Source organism: Aminobacter sp. SR38 (assembly GCF_014843375.1).
GTDB classification, from domain to species: Bacteria; Pseudomonadota; Alphaproteobacteria; order Rhizobiales; family Rhizobiaceae; genus Aminobacter; species Aminobacter ciceronei.
Map to the genome: position 1 here is coordinate 391,253 of NZ_CP062112.1, position 24,469 is coordinate 415,721.

Here is a 24,469-nt window from a genome sequence, read left to right on the forward strand (position 1 = left end):
GATCATGTCTGCAAGCCACGCCGCCCTTGCTGAAAGCAAAGGGTGCCATATGACAGAATTCTTTACCCCCGAGGCCCTGACCGCCCTCTTCCAGGTCATCATGATCGATCTGGTTCTGGCCGGTGACAATGCCATCGTCATCGGCCTCGCCGCCGCGGGCCTGCCCAAGGACCAGCGCGCCAAGGCGATCTTGGTCGGTATCATCGCCGCAACGGTGCTCCGTATCGGCTTTGCCGCTGCAACGACCCAGCTTCTCCAGATCGTCGGCCTGCTGCTCGCCGGTGGCGTGCTGCTTCTGTGGGTGTGCTGGAAGATGTGGCGTGAACTCCGCCACAGCCATGCCGAGGAAACCCAGGCCGTCGAAGCCTTGTCCGACCAGGATATCGACAAGGACGGCAAGGTCGCGGGTACCGCGCCGCGCAAGACCTTTGCCCAGGCCGCCTGGCAGATCCTCATCGCCGACGTCTCTATGTCTCTCGACAATGTGCTGGCCGTCGCCGGTGCCGCGCGCGACCATCCCAACGTTCTGATCTTCGGCCTGGTGCTGTCGATCGCGCTGATGGGCGTTGCCGCGAGCTTCATCGCCAACCTGCTGCAGAAGCACCGCTGGATCGCCTATGTCGGCCTGGTCATCATCCTCTATGTCGCCGGCGAGATGATCTATCGCGGCACGATCGAGGTGCTGCCCTACATCCAGGGCGCCTGACACATTGCCTGAACAATGAAGCCAGCCGGAACGTTCTGTTCCGGCTGGTCTTTGCTACGATTGACGCCTATCCCGCAGCCCGTGCGATCTCGACGATCACCTCGAAAGCCGTGTCGACATCGGCTTCCGTCGCCTCGAACTGCCCGGCCTGGAAGCGGATTACGGCGCGCCCGTCGAGCCGCGTCTGCGTCAGATAAATGCGTCCGTCGCGATTGATCGCCTCTACCAGCGCCAGATTGTGGTCGTCGAGATCGTCAACGCCCGGCGGCGCATGACGGAACGAAAACAGCGACAGCATAGGCTCGCTGGTGATCTCGAAATCGACCTCACGACCCAGCCGCCGCGCCAGCCCCTCGCTCCATCTGACATGATTGCGGATCATCCCGCGCAAGCCATCCAGCCCATGCGCGCGCAGCAGAAACCACAATTTCAGCGCCCGGAAGCGTCGGCCGAGCGGCACCGACCATTCCGAATAATTGGTGATCCCGTCGCGGCCATGCGTCTTCAGGAACTCCGGCCGGATCGCCAGCGTGCGTACGAGGCTTTCGGGATCGCGGATGAACTGGATCGAACAGTCGAACTGCGCCCCCAGCCACTTATGCGGATTGAAGACAATGGAATCCACGCCCTCGACACCTGCCCAGAAATGGCGGAACTCCGGGCAGATCATCGCCGAGCCAGCCCAGGCGGCGTCGACATGAACGTAGAGGCCGTGGCGCCTGGCCACCTCCACGACCGCCGCCACGTCGTCAGTGCCGCCCACGCTGGTGCCGCCGACACAGGCAATGATGCCAGCCGGCAGCAGGCCATTGTTGCGGTCCTCGACGATTGCCGCATCCAGTCCCTCGGGCGACAAGGCACGAAAGCGCCCCTCGCTCGGAATGCGCACCAGATTGTCATCGCCAATGCCTGATATCCAGATGGCGCGATCGATCGACGTGTGCACGTGCTCCGAGCAGTAGACGCGGATCCGGGGCGCAGCCGACAGGCCCGACTTGTTGCCCTGCCAGTCGAGTGCGCGTTCGCGCATCGTCAGCACGGCGGCAAGCGTCGCCGACGAGGCCGAATCCTGGATCACACCGGCAAAGCTTTTAGGCAGACCGAGGGCCTGGCGCATCCAGTCGACGACGCGGGTCTCGAGTTCGGTCGCCGCGGGCGAGGTCTGCCACAGCATGCATTGCGCCGCCATTGCGCTCACCAGATACTCCGCCACCACAGACACCGGTGCCGCATTGGCCGGAAAATAGGCGAAAAAGCGCGGATGCTGCCAATGCGTCATGCCCGGCACGATCTTGGCCTCGAAGTCGGCGAAGATCTCGTCCATCGGCTCGGCGGCCTCAGGCGGGCTGGCGGCAATCGTGTTCAGCACCTGGCCCGGCTCGAGGCGCGGTCGCACCGGCAGGTCGCGCAGGCCGTCACGATAGTCGGCGCCCCATTCGGCGGCCTTCTGCGACCAATGGCGAAACGCCTCGCTATGCATGGCAATTCTCCCTCCCCATCAGCCTCAGGACCGGCCAGGCATTCGATTATTCGATGAAATCGGGCAAGCTCTGGAACGCGGCCTTCAAGGCATCCGACCAGCCTTCGGACACACTCCGGTAATAGGGATCGTCGGGGCCGATGCGCCTCTTCAGCCCGATCTTGAAACTGTCCTTCTCGTAGAACGCCAGATCGAGCGGCAGGCCGACCGACAGGTTCGATTTCAGCGTCGAATCGAACGACACCATCAAAAGCTTCACCGTTTCAGCAAAGCTCATTGCGCGGTCATAGGCGCGCACGATGATCGGCTTGCCATATTTGGTCTCGCCGATCTGGAAGAACGGCGTGTCGTCGCTGCATTCGACGAAATTGCCTTCGGGATAGATCATGAACAGTCGGGGTTCGCTGCCTTTGACCTGGCCGCCGAGAATGAAGGAGGCGTTGAAGGCAGCATCCGCTGTCTGGCCGGCCGGGGCCGATTGGGCGATCACTTCCTTGACCGTGTCGCCGACGATGCGTGCGATCTGGAACATCGAAGGCGCTTCGAGCAGCGTCGGCGCACGCTCGGCGGCAGCCTTGGTGCGCTCGTCGAGCAGGCTGACCACGGCCTGCGTGGTGGCCAGATTACCGGCCGACATCAAGACGACCGCGCGCTCGCCCGGTTGCTCCCAGATGCGCATCTTGCGAAAGGTAGAGATATTGTCGACCCCGGCATTGGTCCGCGTGTCCGACATGAACACCAGGCCACGGTCAATTTTCATGCCGACGCAATAGGTCATCGATTCCAGTTCCGGCAAATGTTCTTATGCCGGATTACTGCTCTACCGTGATGTGGACTGCAAGCCGTTCCTGCGTATGCCCGATCAGAATGCCGGCTATCGGCATCGCCTCGCGATAGTCGCGGCCGACAGCGACGCGCACATAGCGTTCGTCGGGCGACATGCCGTTGGCTGCATCGAAGCCGACCCAGCCGAGGTCGCTGACATAGGCCTCCGCCCAGGCGTGCGTGGCAACCTGGTCGACCCGGTCGTTCATCATCAGGTAGCCGCTGACATAGCGCGCGGGAAATCCAAGCAGCCGGGCCGAAGCGGCAAATACATGTGAGTGGTCCTGGCAGACGCCGGTCCCTTTCACCAGTGCTTCCTCGGCGGTCGTGCGCGAGTCCGTCGTGCCGGTGACATAAGCTATCCGCTGCTGGATGAGCGCCATCAACCCGTGCAGCCGCTGCAGATCGCCTCCATCGCCGACGCTTGCCGCCAGATCGCGGATCGCTGTGCCGGGCGCCGTCAGCGGCGTCTGGTGTTCGAACAGCCAGAGCGGCGCAAAACCGCGATGTGGTCCCGAAACACCAGCCGTATCGTTGGTCTCTATCTCGCCTTCAGCCACCACGCTGATCGTATGCGGATCTCCATCGATGGACAGAAGCCGCGTGTCGTTGCCGAACTGATCGAGGAAACGCACCTCCTCCCGCGCGCCTTCGATGTGCAGCGCCCAGGTCAACATCGTCTGCGCCGGACCGCTCGCGGGCCACAGCCTGAGCCGCTGCAAGCCGTAGCGGATCGGCTCGTCATAGCTGTATTCGGTGCGGTGGCTGACCTTGAGCCGCATCATCCTATCCGATCAATAAAAGCCGAAATCCTGGGCGACCTGATCGCCCAGCCGGTTATTGTCCCTGATGAAGTCGGCCAGGAACTCGTGCAGACCGGTTTCGAAGATGTCCTTGATTTCGGTGCCACGCAGACGGGCATAGATCCGCTCGGCGATCTCCTGCGCCGGATGCCGGGCGCCATAGTCCTCGCCGAGGAACTTCAGATGCTCGGCAAGGAAGCGATAGCTGAACGACAGCGAACGCGGCATGCGCGCATTGAGGATCAGATACTCGGCGATGTTGGTCGGCTTGTATTCGGCCTCGTAGACCCAGCGATAGGACCGGTGCGCCGCAACCGACCGCAAGATCGATTCCCACTGGTAGTTGTCGAGCGACGAGCCAACCCAGGAGACCGAGGGCAAAAGCACGTAATATTTGACGTCGAGGATACGCGCGGTGTTGTCGGCGCGTTCCATGTAGGTGCCGAGCTGGGCGAAATCGAAGATCTCGTTGCGTAGCATCGTTCCATAGAACGAACCGCGGATCAGAGCGGTTTCACGCTTGATGGCGTCGAGCACGCCGGGCAATTCGCGCTGATCGATCGGAGACGCCAGCATGCGCTTCAGCGCCATCCACGCTTCGTTGATGCTCTCCCAGGTCTCCCGCGTCAAAGCCGTGCGCACCATGCGCGCATTGTTGCGCGCGGTCTCCATCGCCGCCACGGCACTCGACGGGTTCGACATGTCGCGCAACAGGAAATCGGCAACGTTTTCCGCCGTGTAGTCTGAGTGTTTCCCGGCAAAAGAGCTGGCAGCACCGGCGGAGAGCAGCACCGATTTCCATTCCTCGGAGGCATCCTGGCTGCGGGTCAGCGCGATGCGCAGGCCGGCATCGATCAGCCTCGCCATGTTCTCGGTCCGCTCGATATAGCGGTTCATCCAGTAGAGGCCGTTGGCGGTGCGTCCCAGAAGCATGAAAAATCAACGTCCCCCTAGTCGTCCAGAACCCAGGTATCCTTGGTCCCGCCACCTTGCGATGAATTCACCACCAACGACCCCTCCTTGAGGGCCACACGCGTCAACCCGCCCGGCACAATGCGGATACGGTCGGAGACCAGCACGAACGGCCTGAGGTCGACATGCCTGGGGGCAAGCCCCTTCTCGGTCAGGATCGGGCAGGTCGATAGCGACAGCGTCGGTTGGGCGATGTAGTTCGACGGCCGGGCCGCGAGCTTCTTGGAAAACTCCTCGCGCTCCTTCCTGGTAGCGGCAGGGCCGACCAGCATGCCGTAGCCGCCCGAGCCGTGCACTTCCTTGACCACCAGCTCGGCCAGATGCTCCTGGACATATTTCAGGCTGTCTGCTTCCGAGCAGCGCCACGTCGGGATGTTGCCGAGGATCGGCTTGCGGCCGGTGTAGAACTCGATGATTTCGGGCATGTAGGAATAGATCGCCTTGTCGTCGGCGATACCGGTGCCTGGCGCATTGGCAATCGTGATGTTGCCGGCGCGGTAGACGTCCATGATGCCGGGCACGCCGAGTGCCGAATCCGGCTTGAAGGTCAGCGGGTCGAGATAGGCGTCGTCGACGCGGCGGTAGAGCACGTCGATCTGCTTGTAGCCTTCGGTCGTGCGCATCGCGACATGGCCGTCGACGACGCGCAGATCCTGTCCCTCGACAAGCTGCACGCCCATCTGGTCGGCCAAAAACGCATGCTCGAAATAGGCCGAGTTGAAGCTGCCCGGCGTCAGCACGGCAATTGTCGGCGCACCGTTCACACCGTTCGGCTTCACCGCCGCCAGCGACTGCCTGAGCAGTTGCGGATAGTTCTCGACCGGATGCACCTTGATGCGCTGGAACAGCTCGGGAAAGAGCTGCAGCATCGTCTCGCGGTTCTCCAGCATGTAGGAGACGCCCGAGGGCGTGCGCGCATTGTCCTCGAGCACGTAGAACTCGTTTTCGGCGATGCGTACAATGTCGACGCCGATGATGTGGGTGTAGACGCCCGCCGGCGGCCGAACCCCGATCATCTCCGGCAGGAAGGCCTCATTGGTGGCGATCAGCTCGCGTGGCACGCGCCCTGCCCGGAGGATCTCCTGGCGATGATAGATGTCGTCGAGAAAAGCGTTGAGCGCCTGAACGCGCTGCTCGATGCCCTGCGTCAGCCGGCGCCATTCATTGCCTGAAATGATGCGGGGGACGATGTCGAACGGGATCAGCCGTTCCGATGCTTCCTGCTCGCCATAGACGGCAAAGGTGATGCCGGTCTTGCGAAAAACGCGCTCGGCATCGCGCATCTTTTCAGTAAGTCGGGCGGGGTCCTGGTTTTTCAGCCAGCCGTCATAGGCCTCATAGGGTCTTCTCAAACCGGCTTCTGCCGGCAGCATTTCGTCGAACGCAACCAATGGCAAACTCCCCTCTTGGCCAGTGAAATGACCTCGGGAGAGAAAATCAAGCGCAATCGCCGGTTTTGGCGACAGCCGGCTTATTTATCGGAAAATTGCCCGCATTTTCGGCAGCATGCAGGCGATATGAGCAGATCCCTGCCCTTGTCCCGCTCAGAACGCGCGGAACGTCACTGTGGTGAAGGTATCCTTGATGTTGCCGATGGCATGGACTCGTTCGTTGACGAAGTGGCCGATGTCCTCTTCGTCATCGACGTAGAATTTGACCAGCAGGTCGTAGTTGCCGGCAGTCGAATAGATCTCCGAGGCGATTTCGGCGTCCGCCAATGCGCTCGCCACCTCATAGGCCTTGCCGAGCTCACATTTGATCTGCACGAAAAAGGTCTTCATCGCTTCGTCCATTCCATCGTTGCCCGTCTTGTCGCAGAACGGACCATGCCTTTCAAGCGACAGCTGCGTTGTGACCACGGCAAAGAGATTTGATTACGGATGCAACGACTGTCACGAACCTGCGAACGGAGCTGCAGCCTGTCCTCCCGACAGCACCGGAATGCCTGATGCGCAACCGGCTGATCTGATAAACTCCTTGCCGATGCAACCATTTTGCGCGGTCCAGCGTGTCTGCTGGCATCGCCCATGGTTGGCGACCGGAGAACCTCATGCGCCGCGCCGCCCTTTTTGCCTGCCTGCTCATGTCCGTCCCGGCCTATGCCGGTGAGGCCGAAATCAAGGCAGCACAAGACAGCATTTCGGGCCAGCTCCATGCCTTCCGCTCGGGCAACGACGCCACTGCCTACAGCTACGCCGCCCCCAATGTGAAGCGCATTTTCCCGACCCTCGACACTTTCATGAGCATGGTCACGGGCGCGTACAAGCCAGTGCACAAGCCGCAGAGCTTCTCCTTTGGAAAATTCCAGGAAACGAGCCCGACATCGATCGTCCAGCAGGTGATCATCGTCGGTGCCGACGGAAAGGACTACGAAGCCGTCTACACGCTCGAACTCCAGCCCGACGGCGTCTGGCGCATCACCGGCGTCAGCCTGCGTGCCTCAAACTCGCTCAGCACCTGATCAGAGCCGCGACCGACGATCGCCCGAACGCATCCGGCTCCTGTCAGCCAAGTTCGACCCGCCTGGTGATCCCGATCGCCTCGAGGAATGCCTGGTCGTGGCTGACCACCAGCAGTGCCCCGTCATAGGCACGCAATCCGGCCTCCACTGCCTCGATGGCGTCGATATCAAGATGATTGGTCGGCTCGTCGAGGATCAGCAACGCTGGCGGCGCCTTGCCGCCGAGTACGCAGGCGAGCCCGGCCCGCAGCAACTGGCCGCCGCTCAGGCTGCTCGCGACCTGCAACGCCGCATCGGCACGGAACATGAAGCGGGCCAGCGCCGCACGGCAGGCATTTTCGTCCGCCTCGGGATTGATGCGGCGGAAATTGTCGCGGATCGAAGCCTTGGCGTCGAGCAGGCCGACCTGCTGGTCGAGCATGGCATAGGCGGTCAGTATTGAGACACTGCCCGCCCATGGCTCGAGTTCGCCCGAGATCGCCTTGAGCAGCGTTGTCTTGCCGCTGCCGTTGCCGCCCACCAGCGCGACACGCTCCGGCCCGGTCATATCGAGGGAAAAGTCCGAAATGACCGGCCTTCCCGGCTCGTAGCCAGCCGTCAGCCGATCAACGCGCAGCACCGACTTCGTGGGCGGCAGGCCCGTCGACGGCAATTTCAGCGAGATGGGCTGCAGCACCTCGATCCGCTCGCGGGCGGTGGCGGCATCTGCTTCCGCCTGGGCGCGCCGGCGCTCGGCCAGGCGGATGTTTTCGCCTGATGTGTTCTCGGCGCGGTTCTTCAGCCCGTTCATCAGGATGCGTGGCATGTCACCCTTGGCCGCTTTGCGTTTGCCGACACCGTCCTTGTGTGCCTTGCGCTCGGCCGTCGCCTGGCCTTTCACGGCAACCTCCGACACACGCCGTTCAGCGTCGAGCAGATCGTGCTCGGCCGCGGCCAGTTCGATCGCCTTGCGCTCGCGATAATGGCTCCAGTTGCCGCCATGGCGCGTCGCCCCCAGCGACGTCAGCTCGACTATGGCGTCCATGGTGTCGAGCAGCTCGCGGTCGTGGCTGACGACGATAGCCCCGGTGCGCCAGCCGGCCAGCAGGTCGATCACCGCCTTCCGGCCGTCACGATCGAGATTGTTGGTCGGCTCGTCGAGCAGGATGAAGTCGGGCTCGCCAAAGACCAGCGCGGCGAGCCCCGCACGCGTACGCTGGCCGCCCGACAGGGCATCGAGCGCCGTGGCAGGCTCCGCGCTCAACCCGACGCGGGCGAGTGCAGCCTCGATGCGTGCCTCCAGCGTCCAGTCGGCATTGGCCAATTCCTCGACACTGGCAAGTCCGGCCCCAGCACGCCGCAGCAGGTCGAGCCCCTCAGATGCCCCGAACAGGTCGGCCACGGTTTCGCCTGGCGAGATCTGCGCCGGCTGGCGCAGCAGCCCTAGCGTACCAGCGACGGATACATTGCCGGTCTCCGGTAGCAAGGAGCGCGATATCAGATGCAGAAGCGTCGACTTGCCAACGCCATTGCGTCCGACAAGCCCCGAACGGCCTGCTTCGAAGTTCAGCGATAGATTGGAAAAGAGCGTCCGGCCGTCAGGCGTGGACCAGGCAATATTCGACAGAGAGATTGATGCAGGCATGGAATTCCCCAATGGCAATGCGGTTCGGCGTTGCTGTCGGGCAAAAATCCATTGAGGCACACATCCTGTTGAAATTACTGATGGCTGCTAGATAGTCGAGCTGCCGCCTTGGTTCAAGCCATTGATTTCATTCCGGCCGGCGCGCCTCGACGCTGATCGTCTCGCAGCCAGTGGCCGGCGCCTGGCCGTAACGATAGTCACCAGAGGCGACGACGTCGACGAAACCCGTTTCACGCAGCGCCATGGCAAATTCCTCGACGCCCCACCAACGCAGGCTGAACAGCTCCAGTTCGGAGTCGACGAGCTTGGTGTCCTTCCACAGTTCGTAGCGCAGATGCGTCACGGTGGTCTGCGCGACATAGTCGGTTGAAACGCGCGAGTCGGTCAGCGTCATCAGATCGCCGTCCCAGGTGGTCCAACTCCGCACCCGGCCGCCCTCACCCAGGAAGCCGCCGATGGCGTCCAGGTCGATCATCAGCCGCCCGCCCGGCGCCAGATGATCGAAGAACCGCCGCAGAACGGCCTTCGCCACAGCCATGTCGGTGATCAGCTGGAACGAGCCAAGCGGCACGACGATTGCCGCAAAGCGACGATCGTAGGCAAAGGTCTCGAACGTCCCATGGCTGATCCGCCCCTCGTCGAGCGAGCGCTCCGCACAGGCCCTGCGACAATAGCCAAGCATCTCGTTCGAGGGGTCGAAGCCGCTGATGTCGAAACCGGCTTCCAACATCGGCACGAAAAAGCGACCATTGCCGACAGCAGGCTCCAGGATGCAGCCGGCACAATCCGCAAGACGCCCACGATAATATTCGATGTCTCCGAAAGAGCGCCCAACCGGCTTGTCGAGATTGTAGACCCAGGAGGCGAGCGTTCCGTATCTGTTGTTCATGCGCGCCTGCCCCGTCTGATCTACATCACTTTCCGCTGACCTTCGCGCGGCCAAGCATGTCCGCGCCATACGACGGACTTGCTTGCCACGTCCAGCCACCAAATCTTCGGGAACGAGCGTTGCGTGGTCGCTGTGGCGCGGACACAACGCCTTCAGGCGGAGAGTGCGCGCCACAGGCTCAGGTCAGACGTCAGGCGTCGGCGAAGAACCCACTCAATGCCTTCAGGTCGACATTGCCGCCGCTGAGCACGATACCGACGCGTTTGCCCGCACAGTCGACGACGCCGTTGAGCGCTGCCGCCGCCGCCAGACAGCCGGTCGGTTCGACAATCAGCTTCATGCGTTCGGCAAAGAAGCGCATCGTCGACACCAGTTGCGCATCGCTGACCGTGACGATGCCGTCGACCTTGGCCTGCAGGATCGGAAAATTGTGGTCGCCGACATAGGTGGTCAGCGCCCCATCGGCGATCGACTTCGGCGGCGCTATGCGAACCACCTCACCCTTCTGCAGCGACTGCTGCCCGTCATTGCCGGCCTCCGGCTCAACGCCGATGACGCGACAGCCAGGCGCCAGTGCCTTGGCGCTCAGCGCACAGCCGGCAAGCAGGCCGCCGCCTCCGAGCGGCGCGATGAGGATGTCGAGCTGTCCAACCTCGTCGATCAGTTCAAGTGCCGCCGTGCCCTGGCCGGCAATGATGTCGGGGTGATCAAAGGGCGGGATGACGGTCATGCCGCGTTCCTCGGAAATCCCGCGCGCCATCGCCTCGCGATCATCCTTGTAGCGGTCGAAGAACACCACCTCAGCGCCATAGCTCCGGGTCGCCGCAACTTTGATCTCGGGGGCGTCCTTGGGCATCACGATGACAGACGGCGCGTCGAGCAGTGTCGCCGCATAGGCGAGCGCCTGAGCGTGGTTGCCAGAGGAAAAGGCGACGACGCCCTTCTGCCTGGCTTCCGGCGACAGCGCCGAAACGGCGTTGTAGGCACCGCGGAACTTGAAAGCACCGGCGCGCTGCAAATTCTCGGCCTTGAAGAACAGCTCGCCGCCAATCTTGGCATTGGCAGCGCGCGAGGTCAGCACCGGGGTCCGATGCGCCTCGCCATCGATGCGCGAAGCCGCAACCCTGACGTCTTCAAATGTTGGAACGCGCAGCGAAACAGTCATGGGATTCTCCTTGGATTGCGGCACCATAGTCGACGCCAGCGATTTCCATAAGCCCGCACCGGACGCCACCGCTTGCGCCAGCGCGCTTGACTTTTCGCATGTATGTTCCCCTTATGTTCCGAACACTCTCGACAGATCGCCTCTATGGAAAGCGCAGCCACCATCCTGCATGCCGACCTCGACGCCTTCTATGCGTCGGCCGAACAGTTGCTCGACCCGAGCCTGCGCGGGCAGCCCATCGCCGTCGGCGGCGGGGTGGTGCTCGCCGCGTCCTACGAAGCCAAGGCGTTCGGCGTCCATGGCGGCATGCCGGGCCGGCGCGCCCGCGAACTGTGCCCCGGCCTCATCTTCGTCGGCGGCAATTTCAGGGAGTACCAGCGTCTGGGAGACGCAGCGATCGCGGTGCTCGGCGATTTCACGCCGCTGGTCGAGCGCATCTCCATCGATGAGGCCTTCGCCGACGTCGCCGGCTGCACCCACCTGTTCGGTTCGCCCGAGGAGATCGCGCAGAAGATCAGGAACAGGGTCCGGACCGAACTCGGCCTGCCGATATCAGTCGGCGTCGCCCGCACCAAGCACCTCGCCAAGATCGCCTCGCAGGTCGCCAAGCCCGACGGCATCGTCGTGGTCGATGGCAGTGCGGAAATCGCATTCCTGCACGGCTTGCCTGTCGGCCTGATGTGGGGTGTAGGCCCAGCGACCGAAACGCGCCTGGCGGACGCCGGCATCACCACCATCGGCCAACTGGCCAACGCCAACCGGCATTTGCTCGAACGCCTGCTCGGTCACGCATCAGGCGAAAAGCTGGCGGCACTTGCCTGGAACCGCGATCCACGCCGCCTCCAGCCGCATCGCCGCGCCCATTCCGCCGGCGCACAGTCGGCGCTCGGTATGAAACCGGCGCGGCCCGATATCTACGTGCCTGCCCTGCGCCACCTCGCCGACCGCGTCGCTTCGCGCCTCCGGGCCAAATCACGCCCCGGTCGCACCATCACCGCCCGCGTCCGCTTTGCCGACCTGCGTTCGGTGACGCGGTCAATCACGCTCGACGCGCCGATCTCGGCCACCGCAATGATCACGGAAGTCGCCGAAGAACTGGTGCGCGGCGTGCTCGCCCAGTACCCGAGCGAACGCGCCATATCGCTTCTGGCAATCTCTGTCTCGCATCTCGAGGAACATTCCGGCCTGCAGCTCGAACTGCCGCTTGGGCTCGCCGACGAAAAACACCGACCAGGCACGCGAAAAGGCCAGGCGCGCTGGGGCGCTGACCGTGCCATGGACGCGATCCGCGAACGTTTCGGCTGGGAAGCGGTCGGCTACGCCTCGGTCGCGCTCGGGCACGCGGGGTCCGTGCCCGATGCCTTCCGCGAACTGGCCGAGAAAGAGCTGTGAGCGGCTGACCTCAGCCCTTGTGCAGCGGGATGTCGCCGCGCGCCCATCCTTCGCTGATCTCCGTGGTACGGTCGGCAAAACGCCCGGCCTCGATCGAGGCACGGATCTCGCTCATCAGGTGCTGGTAATAGGACAGGTTGTTCCAGGTCAGCAGCATCGCGCCCAGTGCCTCGCCCGACCGCACCAGATGATGCAGGTAGGCGCGCGAATAGTCGCGCGCCGCCGGGCAATCGCTTTCCTCGTCCAGCGGCCGCGGATCGTCAGCGTGGCGCGCATTGCGCAGGTTCACCTTGCCGCGGCGTGTATAGGCAAGGCCGTGGCGGCCAGCCCGCGTCGGCATCACGCAATCGAACATGTCGATGCCACGCGCCACCGACTTGATGATGTCGTCGGGCGTACCGACGCCCATCAGATAGCGCGGCTTCTCCTGCGGCAGTTCCGGACAGGTGATGTCGAGCATGTCGAGCATCACCTCCTGCGGCTCACCGACGGCGAGGCCGCCGACGGCATAACCCTTGAGCTCCAGCCCCGTCAGCGCCTGCGCCGAGCGCACGCGCATGTCAGGGATATCGCCGCCCTGCACGATGCCGAACATTGCCTTGCCCGGCTGGTCGCCGAAGGCGGTCTTGCAGCGCTCGGCCCAGCGCAGCGACATTTCCATGGCGCGCTGGATTTCCTTCGGCGTCGACGGTAGCGCCGTGCATTCGTCGAGCTGCATCTGTATGTCGGAATCGAGCAGCCCCTGGATCTCGATCGAACGCTCCGGCGACATCTCGTAGGGCGCGCCATCGATATGCGAGCGGAAGGTCACGCCCTTTTCGCTGATCTTGCGCAGCTTCGACAGCGACATCACCTGGAAGCCGCCGGAATCGGTCAGGATCGGATGCGGCCAACGAGCAAAGTCGTGCAGGCCGCCGAGCTTGGCCACCCGTTCCGCGCCGGGACGCAGCATCAGATGATAAGTGTTGCCGAGGATGATGTCGGCGCCGACGCCGCGCACCTGATCCATATACATCGCCTTGACAGTGCCGCCTGTGCCGACAGGCATGAAGGCCGGCGTACGGATGGTGCCGCGTGGCATGGTGATTTCACCGCGCCGCGCCTTGCCGTCGGTCGCGAGCAGCTTGAAGGTGAACTCAGAACTCATCGGTCGTCCCTGAACAGCAGGCTTGAATCGCCGTAGGAATAGAAGCGGTAGCCGCTCGAAATGGCATGCGCATAGACATCGCGCATGCGCTCCAGTCCGGCAAAGGCCGAAACCAGCATGAACAGCGTCGAGCGCGGCAGGTGGAAGTTGGTCATCAGCGCATCGACGAATTTGAAGCGGTAGCCGGGTGTGATGAAGATGTCGGTCGGGCCTGACCAGGCGGCCAAGGTACCGTCTTCGCGCGCGGCACTCTCCATCAGGCGCAGCGACGTGGTGCCGACGGCAACCACCTTGTTGCCCCGCGCCCGCGCCGCATTCAGCACGGTTGCAGTCTCGGCCGAAACGTACCCGACCTCCGAATGCATCTTGTGGTAGGCGGTGTCATCGGCCTTTACGGGCAAAAAAGTGCCGGCGCCGACATGCAGCGTCACGAACTGCTTTTCGATGCCGCGCGCCTCGAGCGCCGCAAACAATTCCGGCGTGAAATGCAGGCCGGCGGTGGGCGCAGCAACAGCCCCCTCTTCGCGGGCATAAACGGTCTGGTAGTCCTTGCGGTCGCGCTCATCATCCGGGCGCTTCGAAGCGATATAGGGCGGCAGCGGAATGTGGCCGACGGCATGCAACGCCTCATCAAGCCCCGGTCCAGAGAGGTCGAAGGCCAGAAGCGCCTCACCACCCTCGCCTTTTTCCAACACCGTGGCGTCGAGCTGGCCGAGCATGCAGGCCTCGGCATCGTGGCCGAACCGGATGCGGTCGCCTATGGCAACCCGCTTGCCTGGCCGCATGAAGGCAAGCCAGCGGTCGGGTGCGGCGCGCATGTGCAATGTCGCATCGACATGCGCCACGGCCTCGCCACGCACCCGAACACCCTTGAGCTGAGCCGGAATGACGCGCGTGTCGTTGAGCACCAGCACATCGCCAGGGTTCAGCAGCGACGGCAGGTCGCGCACCGACAGATCGGCCAGCGCTTCGTCCGGCCGCACGCACAAAAGCCGCGCCATGTCGCGCGGTTCGGCCGGGCGCAGCGCAATGTTCGCCTCCGGCAGCTCGAAATCGAAAAGATCAACGCGCATCAGTAGATACGGATCATCAGCGCGCCGGTGAGCAGAAGCACGGCACCGACGATGCGGCCCATGGAAATCTCACGCACGGCAACACCCAAAATGCCGGCCTTGTCGACCAGCATGCCGGCCAAGAGCTGCCCCGTCACCAGGAAAGCCATCAATGCCGCCGCACCGATGCGTGGGGTCAGCAGCACGGTCGAGGTGACGTAGGCCGCGCCGAGCACACCGCCAGTCACGAACAGCCAGGGTGCCGGCGCTCTCCAGTCGATAGCTGCGCCTGGCATGCGCGTGGTGAGCAAGGTGACCACGCCGAGCACGACAGCACCAGCGAGGAAAGAGATCGCAGCCGCCGCGACGGGCACGCCAAGGCCGCGCGCCAGCTGCGCATTAATCGGTGCCTGAATGGCAATGAAGGCGCCCGCCAAAACGCCGAGAAGCGACCAGAGAGCGCCAGCCATTGTCAGTTATTCCGCGACGTCGGCCGCAACCTTCAGCGACACGATCTTGTCGGGATCCTGCACCGGCTCGCCGCGCTTGATCTTGTCGACATTGTCCATGCCTTCGATGACCTGGCCCCAGACCGTGTACTGGCGGTTCAGGAAGCCGGCATCCTCGAAGCAGATGAAGAACTGCGAGTTGGCCGAGTTCGGGTTCTGGGCACGCGCCATCGAGCAGGTGCCGCGGGCGTGGTTCATGTTGTTGAACTCGGCCTTCAGGTCCGGCTTGTCCGAACCGCCCATGCCGGCACGCGACGGGTTGAAGTCCTTGCCGCCCGACTTGCCGAACTTGACGTCGCCGGTCTGGGCCATGAAGCCGTCGATGACGCGGTGGAACACCACGCCGTCATAGGCGCCTTCGCGCGCCAGTTCCTTGATGCGGCCGACATGGCCGGGCGCCAGGTCCGGGAACAGCTCGATGACCACATTGCCCTTGGTCGTTTCCATGATCAGCGCGTTCTCGCGATCCTTGATCTCGGCCATGATGAAATTCCTTCTCTTCGTTTTCGTTTACTTGGCGTCCGCGGCGATGCGGACCTTGATCATGCGGTCGGGGTCGCTGACCGACCCGTTATTGGCCGCGTCACCCTTCTTGATGGCGTCGACCAGATCCATGCCGCTCTCGACGTCGCCGACGATGGTGTACTGGCCGTCGAGTGAGGACGCGGTGTCGAACATGATGAAGAACTGCGAATTCGCCGAATTCGGGTCCTGCGAGCGTGCCATGCCGACGACGCCGCGCTTGAAGTTTTCCTGCGAGAACTCGGCCTGGATGTCCGGCAGCTTCGAGCCGCCCATGCCGGCGCGGTTGGGATCAAAGCCATCCTTCATGTCGCCGAACTCGACGTCGCCGGTCTGGGCCATGAAGCCGCCGATGACGCGATGGAACGCGACGTTGTCATAGGCGCCTTCGCGCACCAGCGTCTTGATCTGCGCGACATGCTTGGGCGCGAGGTCGGGACGCAGCGCGATGGTCACGTCGCCGCCCTTCAGCGTGATGACCATGGTGTTCTCGGGCTCGGCAGCAATGGCTGCAGCCGATCCGGCCAAAAGGCCGGCGAGGACGACGACGGACGAGGCAAGCTTCCTAAGCTGCATGTTTCGATACTCCGGAAAAATTATTTCGCGAATTTGGCGTTGAGCGCGCCGGCAACCGCCGCCGGCACGAACGGACGTATGTCGCCGCCCATCGAGGCTATCTGACGGACAAGTGTGGCGGTAATGGTGCGAACCGAAGGGCTCGCCGGCAGGAAAACGGTCTGCAATTCCGGTGCCATGGTCTCGTTCATGCCGGCCATCTGCATCTCATAGTCGAGGTCGGTGCCGTCGCGCAGGCCGCGGATCATGATCGAGGCGCCTTCCTTGCGCGCCGCGTCGATCACCAGCCCGTCAAAGGCCACCACCTTGATGCGTCCGCCATCGGCGCCGAATTCCGCCGTCGTCGCTTCCTCGATAAGCGTCACACGCTCTTCGAAGGAAAACAGAGGCTTCTTGCCGGGATGAATGCCGATAGCGGCATAGACGACGTCGGCAACGGCCAGCGACGCCTTGAGCACGTCGAGATGGCCGTTTGTGAGCGGGTCGAACGACCCGGCATAGATGGCGATGCGATCAGTCATGGGCTGCTTCTAGAACATCGGCGCCAAAGGTGGAAGCGCGCTTTGCCGCCAACCTGCTCCGTGTCAGACCGGAAAATTGGTTTACGAGATGAATGCGAGATGAACGGCAATCTCAGGATCAGTTCAAGCGGATGTGAATAGAACCTCATTATAGTGGGTGAAACCAAACAGCGTCTCGTCCGTTGTTTCCAGCAGGAGAACAGCGCCATGATGATCTACATGCTCGCGGCGGCCATGACTCTGGCCATGCTTGTCGCCACCGCCTTCAGCCTCCATCAGGAGGCTCACCGCGTCCGCACCAAGGTGCAGACCGCACGCGTGCAGCTTCCGGGCTGGCGCAATCCGCGCGCCCCGCGCTGAACAGTTTCTGCCCCTCCAGGCAAAAGCGGCGCCACGGCGCCGCTTCTTTCTCTTCCTGATTGTCTGATCTCAAGCTCTTGAACAGACGCCATTTTTAGGCGCCCGCAAAGATCAGCCCTGTTCCCCCTCGGGTGCAGGGTCTGCGCTCGGTGCTTCGCCGGCAACGCCGTCACCATTGACCGCCTCGTCGGCCTCATCCTCGCCCTGCGGCTCGGAAATCCGCTCGACCGACACCACCTTCTCGCCGTCGGCGGTGTTGAAGATCGTCACGCCCTTGGTGGCGCGGCTGGCCGTGCGGATGCCGTCGACAGGCACGCGGATGACCTGGCCGCCGTCGGAGACGAGCATGATCTGGTCGTCATTGCCGACCGGGAAGGTCGCCACCAGCTTGCCGATCTCCGCCACCTTCGACACGTCGGTGGCGCGGATACCCTTGCCGCCGCGGTTTGTCAGGCGGAAATCGTAGGACGACGAACGCTTGCCATAGCCATATTCGGTGACCGTCAACACGAACTGCTCATGCTCGCCAAGGAACTGGTAGCGCTCCTCGGTGATGTCGGCTTCCTCGCCGACATCCTCGTTAGTCAACGCGATATCCTCGTCCTCGCCGGCGGCGACTCCGGCGGCCAGTCGCCGCTCGGCGACCGAGCGCTTGAGATAGGCGGCACGTTCGGCCGGGCTTGCCTCGACATGCTCGATGATCGCCATCGAGATGACGCGGTCGCCGTCGGCCATGCTGATGCCGCGCACGCCGACCGAGTTGCGGCTCTGGAACACGCGCACGTCGTCGACGCGGAAGCGGATGCACTGGCCGGAATCGGCGGTCAGCAGCACGTCGTCATTGTCGGTGCAGGTCTCGACGCCGAGGATCTCGTCGCCTTCCTCCTCCAGCTTCATGGCGATCTTGCCATTACGCTTGACGTCGACGAAGTCGCTCAGCTTGTTGCGGCGCACGGTGCCGCGCGTGGTGGCGAACATCACGTCGAGCTCGCTCCAGCTTGCCTCGTCCTCCGGCAACGGCATGATCGTGGTGATGCGCTCGCCCTGCTGCAGCGGCAACAGGTTGATCAGAGCCTTGCCACGCGACTGAGGATTGCCGATCGGCAGGCGCCAGACCTTTTCCTTGTAGACGATGCCACGCGACGAGAAGAACAGCACCGGCGTGTGCGTGTTGACGACGAACAGGCGGGTGACGAAATCCTCGTCCTTCGTCGACATGCCGGAGCGGCCCTTGCCGCCGCGACGCTGTGCCCGGTAGAGCGACAGCGGCACGCGCTTGATGTAGCCGGAGTGGCTGACGGTGACGACCATGTCCTCGCGCGGGATAAGGTCCTCGTCTTCCATGTCGGAGCCGGCGTCGGTGATCTCGGTGCGGCGCGGCACGCCAAACTCGTCACGCACGGCAACCAGCTCGTCCTTGACGATCTGCTGAATGCGAGCCCGCGACGACAGGATGTCGAGATAGTCAGTGATCTCGGCGCCGATCTTGTTCAGTTCGTCGGCGATTTCGTCGCGGCCAAGTGCCGTCAGGCGCTGCAGGCGCAGTTCGAGAATGGCGCGGGCCTGCTCTTCCGACAGGTTGTAGGTGCCGTCATCGTTGATGCGGTGGCGCGGATCGTCGATCAGGCGGATCAGTGACTCGACGTCGGACGCCGGCCAGCGTCGCGTCATCAACTGGTCACGTGCCGTCTGCGGATCGGGCGCGGTACGGATCAGCTTGATGACCTCGTCGATATTGGCAACCGCGATCGCCAGGCCGACCAAGATGTGGGCTCGGTCGCGCACCTTCTTGAGCAGGTACTTGGTGCGACGGCTGATCACCTCTTCACGGAAAGCGACGAACGCCTTCAGCATGTCGAGCAGCGTCAGCACCTCGGGCTTGCCGCCGTTGAGCGCCACCATGTTGGCACCGAACGACGTCTGCAGCGGCGTGAAACGGTAGAGCTGGTTGAGGATGACCTCGGCATTGGCATCGCGCTTGAGCTCGATGACAACGCGGTAGCCCTGGCGGTCGGATTCGTCGCGGATGTCGGAGATGCCCTCGATGCGCTTGTCGCGCACCAGTTCGGCCATCTTCTCGATCATCGTCGCCTTGTTCACCTGGAAGGGAACTTCGGTGATGATGATCGCCTCGCGGTCGCCGCGGCTCTGCTCGATATTGACCCTGCCGCGCATCATGACCGAGCCACGGCCGGTCGAATAGGCGTTGTAGATGCCCGAACGCCCGAGGATCAGGCCGCCGGTCGGGAAATCCGGGCCGGGAATGATCTCCATCAGGTCAGGCAGGTCGATCGCAGGGTTTTCCATGACGGCGATGGCGCCGTTGCAGACTTCGACGAGATTGTGCGGCGGAATGTTGGTCGCCATGCCGACGGCGATGCCGCCGGCGCCATTGACCAGCAGCGCCGGGAAACGCGCCGGCAGCACACGCGGCTCCTGACCCGACGCGTCGTAGGTATCCTGGAAGTCGACAGTGTCCTTGTCGATATCCTCGAGCAGCTCATGCGCGACCTTGGTCAGGCGCGCTTCGGTGTAGCGCATCGCCGCGGGCGGATCCCCGTCGATCGAACCGAAATTGCCTTGCCCATCGATCAGCGGCACGCTCATCGACCAGTCCTGCGCCATACGCACCAAGGCGTCATAGATCGAGGCGTCGCCGTGCGGGTGATATTTACCCATCACGTCGGCGACCGGACGCGCCGACTTCACATATTTGCGGTTCCAGTGGTAGCCGCTCTCATGCGAGGCGAAGAGAATGCGGCGATGCACCGGCTTCATGCCGTCGCGCACGTCTGGCAGGGCGCGACTCACGATCACGCTCATCGCGTAATCGAGGTAGGAGCGCTGCATCTCCTCGATGATGGAAATCGGCTCGATGCCGGAGGGACCGTCAGGTCCACGCGGTGATTTCTGGTCGGTCAACTCGGATCACGCATGTTGGGAATCATTTACCTTATATATAGGAACGGTCGTCGAATGACCAATTTCGGCCTCGCTTTTCCAATGCTGATTTGGGACGCGATTTCAAAAGGATAGCTTATCCTTCCAACATTGCGGCGAGATGTCCTGCCTGTTCTTGCCGCCCTTGCACCCGACGACCCCACGATCCGGCAGCGGCAACTGCCGGCCATGGCCAAATGACGGCCGCTCGATCTGATTTTGCCACTGGCGCGGCAACTGTCGTCAGGTTAGCCTGCATTCGCCGGGGAGATGCCTGATGCCGCTTTTCGACACTGTTTTCAATGCCTTCGTCACCATCCTCGTAACCATCGACCCGCCGGGCCTGGCGCCGCTGTTCCTTGCGGTGACACGCGGCATGAACCGCGAACAGCGCCTGCAAGTGTCGGTGCGCGCCAGCGTCATAGCCTTTGTCGTGCTGGCGGTCTTCGCCGTTGCCGGTGCGGCCATCCTCACAGTCTTCGGCATCACGCTGCCCGCCTTCCGCGTCGCCGGCGGCTTCCTGCTGTTCTTCATCGCCTTCGAGATGGTTTTCGAGAAGCGCCAGGACCGCAAGGAGAAGATTTCGGATGTCGCGATCACCCGCGACCACATCCACAACATCGCCGCCTTCCCGCTCGCCATTCCACTGATCGCCGGTCCCGGCGCGATCTCGGCGACGGTACTGCTCTCCGGCTCATTTCAGGGCTGGGCCGGCCAGCTGGCGCTGGTCCTGATCATCCTCGCCTGCCTCGCCGCCACCTATCTTGTGTTCGTGCTCGCCGAACGCATCGACCAGTTCCTAGGCCAAACCGGCCGCTCGATCCTGACTCGCCTCCTCGGTGTGATCCTGGCAGCCCTCGCCGTGCAATTCGTCGCCGACGGTATCAAGGCACTGATGGCGGCTTAAGGCGCGACAGCCCACCAGGCCGCTCTGACCCCGTCGATCCAGACCACCGGCCTTCGTCACCTGCGCAACCGGCTGCAGGGGCCTGAAGTCAGCCGTTCGTCGCACGAAGCAGCCTTGACCCGGGCCTCGATATGGCTAAGGCAGCGCAAAAGGACAGCCCCGCATGAAACAGCCCGATGCGCCGGACCATGACGGGTGGTGCGCCTGGCATCCAACCGAGTTGGCACGTCGCCTGACCGGCGTCTCCGTGCCATGGTGCGTCGCCGGCGGATGGGCGCTCGACCTCTGGCACGGCCATCAGACACGCGAGCACGAAGACCTCGAATTCACGGTCCTGCGCAGCGACGTACCCGTCTTCCGCCGCGCACTGGCCGACATGGAATTCCACACTGCCGGAGACGGCATCGTTAGACACCTGCCCGCGCAGAGTGCTCCGCCTGCTGAAATCTCCCAGGTCTGGTGCCTGGACGTTGTGCAACATTGCTGGCGGGTCGACATGATGATCGAGGAGGGTTCGCCGGATCTGTGGGTTTACAAGCGAAACCCCGCCATATCAGTGCCGCGCGCCGACATTGTCGCCACGACACCGGCCGGCATCTCCTATCTCAAGCCGGCAGCCATCCTGCTGTTCAAGGCGAAACACGGGCGCCCCAAGGACGAAGTAGATTTCGCCAACGCCCTGCCGAAGCTGCGGCCGTCGGAACGCAGCTGGCTGAAGGACTGCCTCGACCTATGCCACCAGGGACATCGATGGGCGGAAAGGCTGTAACCTCGTCCATCTCGAATTTTCGTGCCAGCACGCCCGGCCTATTGCTTGAAGCAATGCTCGCGATGCCAGTGCAGGAAGTGTGGATGAGGACGATCGGATAGACGCTGGGGGCCGATTGCTCTGCCGCTGCGATTGACGATGCCCTTAATGCCATCGGGATCGTTTGCCTGGCGGGAAATCAGGATCTCAAGATCATCCGATAGGCTGATAAGGCCGCGATCAAACATCCAGTGGGCTGTTCCGGATAACGCGATGCCGTTGCTGACGACGTCCGGTCCGTCGGCCTCGACAGGGCGAATATGTGCCGCCGCAACTTCCGCCCTTCCGCCATCATTGATGAGCTTCAATCCCGTGATCGCACAGCGCTCGTCATAGGCACGCAGGACGATCTTTCGGAAGACGCGGTCACGCACGATGCGGGATGTCAGGAACTGCGTACGCTCTCGGCTCTCCTCAAACACAAAAGGCGCCTGGTCTTCGAAGAAGCCGCCAGTTGGCGCCACCGGATCGACCCTCGGAAGCGTGGATTCTGCCTGATCCAGCCCCAACGTCACGATGCGACTGAAATCGATTGGAGAAAGCGGCCTTACCGCCGCCTGGGCGCGCCCGGAAATTCGCCCGTCGTCGTTGAGAAGCCCGCGCTCGATCACGCCGTCAGCATCACTGAAGGGAACTGGATTGGCAAAATCGAGATAGCTGCCTGGTTCGATAAGCGCGAGAAACATGCCCTTCGCGCTGGGATCCGGGATGACCTGCTGCACCTTGGCAACTGCGAAGTATCCCTTGGTGTCGGCTACCTTACGTGGCTCGTAGTAGACGATCCAATCGCCGACACAGGCCTGCACCCGGCCGAAATATTGCGGCGGGAACTGATACCGTTCGGCAGGACTGTCGTCGTAGATCGAATCCGATCGGTGAATGAAGACCCCGTGCCCCATTCACCTTAGTAACGCGAAGCAGAAAGATTCGCGAGAACAGTCATTCACGAAATCCAGCAACCAACTCTTGCCTTGTCGCAGGCCGTCAGCGTGCAACTGCAAAGCCAGCCTGCCCATGTAGTCCTGCCGACGCCGCGCATCGCTTTCGCAACGGCGTTGGCACAGCTGTTTTGTAATGGCCTTGACGCAGAAAGGCTTTCACCTCACGGCCCGCGTCGCCCAGGCAGACGATCAACGACCTCGATCGCTCGCCTCCTTGGCTACACTCAGAACGGGATTTCGTCGTCGAGGTCGCGCGAACCGCCGCCGCCCATGCCGCCACCGCCGCCCTGGCCGCCGCGATTGCCACCGCCGCCGCCACCAAAGCCGCCGCGGTTGCCGCCGCCATAGCTGTCGGTCGGGCTCGACTGACCGAAGTCAGAACGGCCGCCGCCGCCATAGCCGCCACCCTGACCGCCGCCGTAACCGACCTGGCCGCCACCGCCGCTATAGCCTGCGTCACCGCCCTGGCCGCGCGCGTCGAGCATCTGCAGTTCGCCGCGGAATTTCTGCAGCACGATTTCGGTGGTGTAACGCTCGATGCCGTCCTTCTCCCATTTGCGGGTCTGGAGCTGGCCCTCGATGTAAACCTTCATACCCTTCTTCAGGTACTGCTCGGCAACCTTGGCGAGGTTGTCATTGAAGATGACGACCTGATGCCACTCGGTCTTTTCCTTGCGTTCGCCCGAATTCTTGTCGCGCCAGCTTTCCGAAGTCGCGATCCTCAGGTTGACGACTGGCTCGCCCGAATTGAGCCGGCGGATCTCAGGGTCAGCGCCCAGATTGCCGACCAGAATGACCTTATTGACGCTACCTGCCATGACACTGCTCCGCGCTCGTCCGAAACCAAATTCCAAGAAAATGTGAGGGCGCACACTAGCCCATTGCACCCTCCGCCCGCGCCCCCTGGCAGCGGAAAAGCTCGTGCCGTCCACAAGTCATTTTTGTTCTTATTTTGTTCTATCGCCAACAATTGAAAATGGCAAGAGGCATCGTGCCGAATGCGAGCAGGCCGCCCTTCCGGACGGCTCGCCAGCTTATCGGTGTCAGGAGCAGGATTACGCTTCGCCCTGCATCCGTTCCTTGAAGAAGTCGAGATGCTTGCGCTGCGCCTCGATCATCTTTTCGCGGTAGAGGCCGTAGATCACGTCGGTATCGTGCAACGTCACGCCTTCGATTGTCGGCGAGGCAAAGGTCGGCAGCTCGATGCCGCGGTCGGCAAGCTTTTGCGCCGTGCGCGCGATCAGTTCATGCGTCATGATCATTGCGAGCACCGTCGACGAGCCGGCCACAGGGCGGCTCCAGCCCTTCACCGGCACGATGGCGTCCTCGATCGGTGAAGTCGTGTCGATGACGACGTCGGCGGCATCGGCCAGGCGCTTGCCGGAGGAATGGCTCGCCGGCTTGTCCAAATTGTTCTTGCTGGTGATGGCGACGACGAACAGCCCGCGCTTCTTGGCGTAGAGCGCGGTGTCGATGCCCGACGCGTTGCGGCCGCTATGGCCATAGATGATGATGGCATCTCCAGGGTTGAGCGGCTGGTGGTCGAGGAATTTTTCCGCGTAGTTCTCGGTGCGTTCGAGCCATAGAAGTTCGCGCACGCCGCCCGAACCCAGCACATTGTGCCACATCACACGCGGGTCGGTCAGCGGATTGAAGCCGACATAGGAGCCGTAGCGCGGAAACGCCTCCTGGCACGGCAGCACCGAATGGCCCGAGCCGTAGAGATGCACCAGCCCCTTGTTGGCAAGCGTCTCGGCCAGCCGTGCCGAAACGGTCTCGAACGCGGCCTCGTTGGCGCTTGCGGCCCCGTCGATGAGCTTGGCCAGCCGGCTGATGTAGGAAGTCGTCATGGGAAAGAACCTTTCAGAT

25 protein-coding genes are annotated in these 24,469 nt (G+C 62.9%); 6 read left to right on the top strand and 19 right to left on the bottom strand.

Features of this window, described 5'->3' with window-relative positions; translation table 11 throughout:
* The first annotated feature begins 49 nt into the window (after positions 1–49).
* Positions 50–706, top strand: coding sequence for a TerC family protein (locus IG197_RS01955; protein ID WP_067962220.1), 657 nt, complete (start codon positions 50–52; stop codon positions 704–706).
* A 67-nt stretch (positions 707–773) separates the two neighbouring features.
* Here the strand turns inward: IG197_RS01955 and IG197_RS01960 are convergent, their stop codons facing one another.
* The 6 genes from IG197_RS01960 to IG197_RS01985 all read right to left on the bottom strand — a co-directional run bounded on the left by IG197_RS01960 (position 774) and on the right by IG197_RS01985 (position 6,567).
* A complete protein-coding gene (locus IG197_RS01960; RefSeq protein ID WP_192316654.1) occupies positions 774–2,186 on the bottom strand; it encodes a pyridoxal-dependent decarboxylase in 1,413 nt (470 codons plus the stop codon).
* Positions 2,187–2,232: 46 nt separating this feature from the next.
* Positions 2,233–2,964, bottom strand: a complete 732-nt coding sequence (locus IG197_RS01965) for a proteasome-type protease (protein ID WP_067962223.1) — start codon at positions 2,962–2,964, stop codon at positions 2,233–2,235.
* 34 nt (positions 2,965–2,998) lie between these two features.
* A complete protein-coding gene (locus IG197_RS01970) occupies positions 2,999–3,793 on the bottom strand; it encodes a transglutaminase family protein (RefSeq protein WP_192319535.1) in 795 nt (264 codons plus the stop codon).
* Between the two features lie 12 nt (positions 3,794–3,805).
* The gene (locus tag IG197_RS01975; RefSeq protein WP_067962227.1) at positions 3,806–4,747 is read right to left on the bottom strand and encodes an alpha-E domain-containing protein; all 942 of its coding nucleotides are present in this window, start codon (positions 4,745–4,747) and stop codon (positions 3,806–3,808) included.
* 17 nt (positions 4,748–4,764) lie between these two features.
* Complete coding sequence (locus IG197_RS01980; RefSeq protein WP_192316656.1) at positions 4,765–6,177, bottom strand: circularly permuted type 2 ATP-grasp protein; 1,413 nt, start codon at positions 6,175–6,177, stop codon at positions 4,765–4,767.
* A gap of 153 nt (positions 6,178–6,330) precedes the next feature.
* Positions 6,331–6,567: an Lrp/AsnC family transcriptional regulator gene (locus IG197_RS01985; protein ID WP_067966581.1), complete on the bottom strand. Its 237-nt coding sequence runs from the start codon at positions 6,565–6,567 to the stop codon at positions 6,331–6,333.
* A gap of 269 nt (positions 6,568–6,836) precedes the next feature.
* Between IG197_RS01985 and IG197_RS01990 the strand changes: the two genes are divergently transcribed.
* Entirely contained in the window at positions 6,837–7,247 is a 411-nt protein-coding gene (locus tag IG197_RS01990; RefSeq protein WP_192316658.1) for a DUF4864 domain-containing protein, read from the top strand.
* Between the two features lie 43 nt (positions 7,248–7,290).
* Here IG197_RS01990 and IG197_RS01995 read toward each other — a convergent pair whose 3' ends face one another.
* From IG197_RS01995 to IG197_RS02005, 3 genes are all read right to left on the bottom strand, one after another.
* Positions 7,291–8,871 (bottom strand): ABC-F family ATP-binding cassette domain-containing protein, encoded by a 1,581-nt coding sequence (locus tag IG197_RS01995; RefSeq protein ID WP_192316660.1) that lies wholly within the window; start codon positions 8,869–8,871, stop codon positions 7,291–7,293.
* A gap of 127 nt (positions 8,872–8,998) precedes the next feature.
* Positions 8,999–9,760: a bifunctional 2-polyprenyl-6-hydroxyphenol methylase/3-demethylubiquinol 3-O-methyltransferase UbiG gene (locus tag IG197_RS02000; RefSeq protein WP_192316662.1), complete on the bottom strand. Its 762-nt coding sequence runs from the start codon at positions 9,758–9,760 to the stop codon at positions 8,999–9,001.
* Between the two features lie 190 nt (positions 9,761–9,950).
* Positions 9,951–10,925, bottom strand: coding sequence for a threo-3-hydroxy-L-aspartate ammonia-lyase (locus IG197_RS02005; protein WP_192316663.1), 975 nt, complete (start codon positions 10,923–10,925; stop codon positions 9,951–9,953).
* A 144-nt stretch (positions 10,926–11,069) separates the two neighbouring features.
* Between IG197_RS02005 and dinB the strand changes: the two genes are divergently transcribed.
* Positions 11,070–12,317, top strand: a complete 1,248-nt coding sequence (dinB, locus tag IG197_RS02010; RefSeq protein WP_192316665.1) for a DNA polymerase IV — start codon at positions 11,070–11,072, stop codon at positions 12,315–12,317.
* 10 nt (positions 12,318–12,327) lie between these two features.
* Here the strand turns inward: dinB and tgt are convergent, their stop codons facing one another.
* The 6 genes from tgt to coaD all read right to left on the bottom strand — a co-directional run bounded on the left by tgt (position 12,328) and on the right by coaD (position 16,644).
* Positions 12,328–13,464: a tRNA guanosine(34) transglycosylase Tgt gene (tgt, locus tag IG197_RS02015; RefSeq protein ID WP_192316667.1), complete on the bottom strand. Its 1,137-nt coding sequence runs from the start codon at positions 13,462–13,464 to the stop codon at positions 12,328–12,330.
* On the bottom strand, positions 13,461–14,537 hold the full coding sequence (queA, locus tag IG197_RS02020; protein ID WP_192316669.1) for a tRNA preQ1(34) S-adenosylmethionine ribosyltransferase-isomerase QueA: 1,077 nt from the start codon (positions 14,535–14,537) through the stop codon (positions 13,461–13,463). The genes tgt and queA overlap by 4 nt, the downstream gene beginning before the upstream one ends.
* Complete coding sequence (locus tag IG197_RS02025) at positions 14,537–14,986, bottom strand: DMT family transporter (RefSeq protein WP_067962240.1); 450 nt, start codon at positions 14,984–14,986, stop codon at positions 14,537–14,539. Before IG197_RS02025 ends, queA begins: the two co-directional genes overlap by 1 nt.
* A gap of 6 nt (positions 14,987–14,992) precedes the next feature.
* Positions 14,993–15,508: a peptidylprolyl isomerase gene (locus tag IG197_RS02030; protein WP_067962242.1), complete on the bottom strand. Its 516-nt coding sequence runs from the start codon at positions 15,506–15,508 to the stop codon at positions 14,993–14,995.
* A gap of 27 nt (positions 15,509–15,535) precedes the next feature.
* A complete protein-coding gene (locus IG197_RS02035) occupies positions 15,536–16,030 on the bottom strand; it encodes a peptidylprolyl isomerase (RefSeq protein ID WP_246341036.1) in 495 nt (164 codons plus the stop codon).
* 113 nt (positions 16,031–16,143) lie between these two features.
* Positions 16,144–16,644, bottom strand: a complete 501-nt coding sequence (coaD, locus tag IG197_RS02040; protein WP_067962246.1) for a pantetheine-phosphate adenylyltransferase — start codon at positions 16,642–16,644, stop codon at positions 16,144–16,146.
* Between the two features lie 207 nt (positions 16,645–16,851).
* On the opposite strand from coaD, the gene IG197_RS02045 reads away from it, so the two are divergent.
* On the top strand, positions 16,852–17,004 hold the full coding sequence (locus tag IG197_RS02045) for a hypothetical protein (RefSeq protein WP_165915867.1): 153 nt from the start codon (positions 16,852–16,854) through the stop codon (positions 17,002–17,004).
* A 111-nt stretch (positions 17,005–17,115) separates the two neighbouring features.
* Here IG197_RS02045 and gyrA read toward each other — a convergent pair whose 3' ends face one another.
* Positions 17,116–19,926 carry a DNA gyrase subunit A gene (gyrA, locus tag IG197_RS02050; protein WP_192316671.1) on the bottom strand — a complete coding sequence of 937 codons (2,811 nt, stop codon included), beginning with the start codon at positions 19,924–19,926 and terminating at the stop codon, positions 17,116–17,118.
* A gap of 295 nt (positions 19,927–20,221) precedes the next feature.
* Between gyrA and IG197_RS02055 the strand changes: the two genes are divergently transcribed.
* Positions 20,222–20,851: a MarC family protein gene (locus IG197_RS02055; RefSeq protein WP_154387050.1), complete on the top strand. Its 630-nt coding sequence runs from the start codon at positions 20,222–20,224 to the stop codon at positions 20,849–20,851.
* 163 nt (positions 20,852–21,014) lie between these two features.
* On the top strand, positions 21,015–21,620 hold the full coding sequence (locus tag IG197_RS02060) for a nucleotidyltransferase domain-containing protein (RefSeq protein ID WP_192316673.1): 606 nt from the start codon (positions 21,015–21,017) through the stop codon (positions 21,618–21,620).
* A 38-nt stretch (positions 21,621–21,658) separates the two neighbouring features.
* On the opposite strand, the gene IG197_RS02065 is transcribed toward IG197_RS02060, so the two are convergent.
* From IG197_RS02065 to IG197_RS02075, 3 genes are all read right to left on the bottom strand, one after another.
* Complete coding sequence (locus tag IG197_RS02065) at positions 21,659–22,558, bottom strand: HNH endonuclease (protein ID WP_192316675.1); 900 nt, start codon at positions 22,556–22,558, stop codon at positions 21,659–21,661.
* A 266-nt stretch (positions 22,559–22,824) separates the two neighbouring features.
* Positions 22,825–23,418: a single-stranded DNA-binding protein gene (ssb, locus tag IG197_RS02070; protein ID WP_192316677.1), complete on the bottom strand. Its 594-nt coding sequence runs from the start codon at positions 23,416–23,418 to the stop codon at positions 22,825–22,827.
* Positions 23,419–23,655: 237 nt separating this feature from the next.
* On the bottom strand, positions 23,656–24,450 hold the full coding sequence (locus IG197_RS02075) for a sugar isomerase domain-containing protein (RefSeq protein ID WP_192316679.1): 795 nt from the start codon (positions 24,448–24,450) through the stop codon (positions 23,656–23,658).
* Between the last annotated feature and the right edge of the window lie 19 nt (positions 24,451–24,469).

What these genes read in the sequence shown, in the direction of transcription:
- IG197_RS02045 (WP_165915867.1), top strand. Translation starts at nt 16,852, where the DNA reads ATGATGATCTACATGCTCGCGGCGGCCATGACTCTGGCCATGCTTGTC.
- IG197_RS02035 (WP_246341036.1), bottom strand. Translation starts at nt 16,030, where the DNA reads ATGGTCATCACGCTGAAGGGCGGCGACGTGACCATCGCGCTGCGTCCC.
- ssb (WP_192316677.1), bottom strand. Translation starts at nt 23,418, where the DNA reads ATGGCAGGTAGCGTCAATAAGGTCATTCTGGTCGGCAATCTGGGCGCT.
- IG197_RS02005 (WP_192316663.1), bottom strand. Translation starts at nt 10,925, where the DNA reads ATGACTGTTTCGCTGCGCGTTCCAACATTTGAAGACGTCAGGGTTGCG.
- IG197_RS02065 (WP_192316675.1), bottom strand. Translation starts at nt 22,558, where the DNA reads ATGGGGCACGGGGTCTTCATTCACCGATCGGATTCGATCTACGACGAC.
- IG197_RS01965 (WP_067962223.1), bottom strand. Translation starts at nt 2,964, where the DNA reads ATGACCTATTGCGTCGGCATGAAAATTGACCGTGGCCTGGTGTTCATG.
- IG197_RS02000 (WP_192316662.1), bottom strand. Translation starts at nt 9,760, where the DNA reads ATGAACAACAGATACGGAACGCTCGCCTCCTGGGTCTACAATCTCGAC.
- coaD (WP_067962246.1), bottom strand. Translation starts at nt 16,644, where the DNA reads ATGACTGATCGCATCGCCATCTATGCCGGGTCGTTCGACCCGCTCACA.
- IG197_RS01975 (WP_067962227.1), bottom strand. Translation starts at nt 4,747, where the DNA reads ATGCTTCTGGGACGCACCGCCAACGGCCTCTACTGGATGAACCGCTAT.
- IG197_RS01960 (WP_192316654.1), bottom strand. Translation starts at nt 2,186, where the DNA reads ATGCATAGCGAGGCGTTTCGCCATTGGTCGCAGAAGGCCGCCGAATGG.
- IG197_RS02055 (WP_154387050.1), top strand. Translation starts at nt 20,222, where the DNA reads ATGCCGCTTTTCGACACTGTTTTCAATGCCTTCGTCACCATCCTCGTA.
- queA (WP_192316669.1), bottom strand. Translation starts at nt 14,537, where the DNA reads ATGCGCGTTGATCTTTTCGATTTCGAGCTGCCGGAGGCGAACATTGCG.
- IG197_RS02025 (WP_067962240.1), bottom strand. Translation starts at nt 14,986, where the DNA reads ATGGCTGGCGCTCTCTGGTCGCTTCTCGGCGTTTTGGCGGGCGCCTTC.
- IG197_RS01990 (WP_192316658.1), top strand. Translation starts at nt 6,837, where the DNA reads ATGCGCCGCGCCGCCCTTTTTGCCTGCCTGCTCATGTCCGTCCCGGCC.
- IG197_RS02060 (WP_192316673.1), top strand. Translation starts at nt 21,015, where the DNA reads ATGAAACAGCCCGATGCGCCGGACCATGACGGGTGGTGCGCCTGGCAT.
- IG197_RS01955 (WP_067962220.1), top strand. Translation starts at nt 50, where the DNA reads ATGACAGAATTCTTTACCCCCGAGGCCCTGACCGCCCTCTTCCAGGTC.
- IG197_RS01995 (WP_192316660.1), bottom strand. Translation starts at nt 8,871, where the DNA reads ATGCCTGCATCAATCTCTCTGTCGAATATTGCCTGGTCCACGCCTGAC.
- tgt (WP_192316667.1), bottom strand. Translation starts at nt 13,464, where the DNA reads ATGAGTTCTGAGTTCACCTTCAAGCTGCTCGCGACCGACGGCAAGGCG.
- IG197_RS01985 (WP_067966581.1), bottom strand. Translation starts at nt 6,567, where the DNA reads ATGAAGACCTTTTTCGTGCAGATCAAATGTGAGCTCGGCAAGGCCTAT.
- IG197_RS02075 (WP_192316679.1), bottom strand. Translation starts at nt 24,450, where the DNA reads ATGACGACTTCCTACATCAGCCGGCTGGCCAAGCTCATCGACGGGGCC.
- IG197_RS01970 (WP_192319535.1), bottom strand. Translation starts at nt 3,793, where the DNA reads ATGCGGCTCAAGGTCAGCCACCGCACCGAATACAGCTATGACGAGCCG.
- IG197_RS02030 (WP_067962242.1), bottom strand. Translation starts at nt 15,508, where the DNA reads ATGGCCGAGATCAAGGATCGCGAGAACGCGCTGATCATGGAAACGACC.
- dinB (WP_192316665.1), top strand. Translation starts at nt 11,070, where the DNA reads ATGGAAAGCGCAGCCACCATCCTGCATGCCGACCTCGACGCCTTCTAT.